At 37.0% G+C, this 3,662-nt stretch carries 2 protein-coding genes; one reads left to right on the forward strand and one right to left on the reverse strand.

From position 1 onward, the window contains the following. The first annotated feature begins 176 nt into the window (after positions 1 to 176). Positions 177 to 2,837, forward strand: a complete 2,661-nt coding sequence (gene secA / locus OZD61_RS01330) for a preprotein translocase subunit SecA (protein ID WP_274979569.1) — start codon at positions 177 to 179, stop codon at positions 2,835 to 2,837. Between the two features lie 3 nt (positions 2,838 to 2,840). Here secA and OZD61_RS01335 read toward each other — a convergent pair. Beyond that, a partial coding sequence (locus OZD61_RS01335) for an ankyrin repeat domain-containing protein (RefSeq protein ID WP_274979570.1) occupies positions 2,841 to 3,662 on the reverse strand: 822 nt, incomplete at its 5' end.

The following is a 3,662-nucleotide window of genomic DNA, read 5'->3' on the forward strand; positions in this document are numbered from 1 at the left end:
TTAAATTGTTCTTTACTTATATCGCTTGGATAGCTTTTTTGCATAGATATACCTCTTTCTTAACTATGCTCATTTTACCTCATATTTTCGAGATCCTTAACAGGTTCTAATATGTCATTGCTGTAGGCTGCATTTAGTAATATAATCTCATATTAAATAAGACTTTACTTAAGTTTATGCTAGATTCTCCGCTAATTTTGACAGCCATTCTTATATTTTTTATTTTTACGTTGTCATTCTTTTTCATAAGAAAGATATTTGGATCAACAAACAAGAAGATAATAAAATCCTTTAGGAAAATTGTTCAGCAAATAAATGCATTAGAAACAGAAATGCAGAGCTTATCTGATGAGGAGCTTGCTGGTAAAACTGAAGAATTCAATCGAGAATTGAAAAATGGGAAAACGTTAAATGATCTTCTCGTACCTGCATTTGCAGTTGTGCGTGAAGCCTCTCGAAGGTTTCTTAACATGAGGCACTTTGATGTTCAACTGATTGGTGGAATGGTGCTCCACAATGGCATGATATCAGAAATGAAAACAGGAGAGGGAAAGACACTCGTTGCAACTTTAGCAGCATATCTAAATTCCTTAGAAGGGAAAGGCGTGCACGTCGTAACTGTTAACGATTATCTTGCAAAACGAGACACAGAGTGGATGAGCAAATTATATAATTCTCTTGGGGTTTCTGTTGCGTTTATTACGAATAACTTGACAGACGAAGAGAGGAAAGAGGCTTACAGTGCAGATATCGTGTATTCCACAAATAACGAGCTTGCCTTTGATTACCTGCGAGATAATATGAAATTTTCTCAAGAAGACATGGTTCAGAGAGGCTTTCACTACGGAATAGTTGATGAAGTGGACTCAATACTCATTGATGAAGCTCGCACTCCGCTTATTATTTCTGGCCCTGTTGAGGAAAACAATCAGATATATAAGCATATCAATAAAATAGTAACCAAATTAGTTGACTATGATTATGAAGTAGATGAAAAAGGTAGAACGGTATTCTTGACTGAAGATGGTATTTCACGAGTGGAGGAACTACTGAGGTCATACAATCTCATTCCTGAAAATTCCTCGCTCTATGATACTGACAGCATGATAATGACTCATTATATAGACCAAGCATTACGTGCACATAAGCTGTTTACTGCTGATAAAGATTATATAGTAAAGGATGGCAAGGTAGTGATTATTGATGAATTTACTGGGCGTATGATGGAGGGCAGGAGATATTCCGATGGTCTTCATCAGGCACTTGAAGCGAAGGAGAATCTTGAAATTCAGCATGAAAACCAAACTTTAGCATCGGTTACATTTCAGAATTACTTTCGTATGTACAATAAACTCTCCGGAATGACTGGAACAGCAGCAACAGAGGCAGAAGAGTTTCGTGATATATACAGATTAAATGTAGTAAAAATTCCAACCAATGTACCTGTAAAAAGAGTTGATATTGATGATGAAATTTACGGTACAGAAAAGGAAAAATTTAATGCTGTGTTGAAGTTTATAGAAGAATGCCACAAACACCTTCAACCGGTCCTTGTTGGCACGGTGAGCATCGAAAACTCTGAGAAGCTTTCTGCGCTTTTGCAAAGCCATTCTCTTAAGCATTCAGTATTGAATGCTCGTTATCATGAACAAGAGGCGTACATAATAGCGCAAGCTGGGGTGCCAGGTAGTGTCACTATAGCAACTAACATGGCAGGGCGTGGAACTGATATTCAGCTTGGTGGAAATGCTGAAATGATCGCAAAGGTAGAGCTCAAGAAAATAAAAAATGCTGATGAAAGAGAAAAAAAATATCAAGAAATAATTGAAAGAGTAAAAAAAGATAAGGAAATTGCTATAAAAGCTGGTGGTTTATGTGTGGTTGGAACCGAAAGACATGAAAGCAGGAGAATAGATGATCAATTACGCGGCCGTTCTGGTCGTCAGGGGGATCCTGGACTTTCTAAGTTCTTTTTATCGCTCGAAGATGACCTAATGAGAATATTTGGTTCTGATAGAATGAGAAGCTTTTTACAAAAAGTAGGGTTAAAGAATAACGAAGCTATTCATCATCCATGGATCAATAAGGCACTCGAGAAAGCGCAAAAGAAAGTTGAAGCTAGAAACTATGACGTGCGGAAATCTCTACTTAAGTTTGATGACGTAATCAATAACCAACGTAAAGTTATTTTTAAGCAGAGAAACAATATCTTAGGCAACGAAATTAATGATTTGTTTGAAGTGTATAGCGAAGTAAATGAGAGCGTAGTAGAAGGTATAATCCAAAGTGGCTATTATGAGGATTATATTGAAGATATAGTCAAAGAATTCCATACAAGGTATGGAATAACGCTTGATAAAGAAGACTTGGCAAAGTTTTTGAATAAACAAGAAGCTTTGAATTATGTAAATGATAAGATACAAGAATTTTTTACTGAGAAAGAAAAATATTTCAACAGTCAGCACACTACAGATTTGTGGAATACGATCGTGAAGCAAATGATGATAATGACACTTGATCATTTATGGAGGGAACACCTTTCAGTTCTAGAGAGCCTAAGACAAAGCATAAGCTTACGTGCTATGGGGCAGAAAGATCCACTGAATGAATTTAAACGCGAAGCTTTCTTGATGTTTGAGTCGATGCTTGAAAAATGGAAGGAACTCACCATTCATCGCCTAGCGCACTTTAAGTTGGCAGACAACCAAGAGATAGGCAATAGATTACATTCTGCTAGAAATAGCAGACTTCCCAAAGTCTCAAGAAACGACAAGTGCCCTTGTAATTCTGGAAAGAAGTACAAACACTGCCACGGCGCGGTTACTGTGGTGAATTAATAATTATGGTTGTACAGTTTGTTTATTTCCATCAACATTACTGCAGCTAACCTCACTTAGCTTACTGTTTAATGAATACTCTGATGACTTATATGTAACTCCATAGGTAATACTACCAACTGTCAGTGCAGATGCTACAGTAATTCCAATTATTGCTAGTGCAGGTAATGCAGTGGCATAGGCAAGTACTAGTGGAACTACAACAGCAGATATAACACCAACAGTAATTCCTGCTGTTATAGCTTTAGGTCTATGAATAAATGATGGATCTGCACCATAATTTAGTAGAAGTTTTGCTACTTTTGGATGTTGATAATTTAGTCTTGGATATTCACCGTGAGTGTAATAAACAGCATAATATGAAGGAGTCCTTCCGTCTTTATCTTGTACATCAACACCTGCCCCTCCTTTTAATAGAGCCTCTGCTATTTGTGTATACCCGTTCTCAGCAGTATAATGCAAAGGAGTTTTTCCATCTTTGCCTTGTAGATTAACATCTGCTCCTTTTTCTAGCAAAACTTCTACTACTTGTGTGTGCCCATGTCTGGCAGCATAATGCAAAGGAGTTCTTCCTTTTTTATCTTGCGCATTAACATCTGTCCTTCCTTCTTTTAGTAGGATTTCCACCATTTGTACATATCCACACTCAGCAGTATGATGCAAAGGAGTAAATCCAAATCCATTTTGTACATTAGTAGCTCCTGCCCTTAACAGAAGCCTTACCATTTCTATCTTATTCCCAAGGTGAACAGCATAATCTAAGAACCTGTTTAAAATCTTCGTAATAGGAGAGAAATGAAGGAAAGGACAATCATTTGCAAGCTG

Origin of the sequence: Wolbachia endosymbiont of Drosophila bocki (genome assembly GCF_028982005.1) — a bacterium.
GTDB lineage: Bacteria > Pseudomonadota > Alphaproteobacteria > Rickettsiales > Anaplasmataceae > Wolbachia > Wolbachia pipientis.

Bases quoted from the DNA above. Each gene is read 5' to 3' on its own strand.
- secA (WP_274979569.1), top strand. From the start codon at position 177: ATGCTAGATTCTCCGCTAATTTTGACAGCCATTCTTATATTTTTTATT.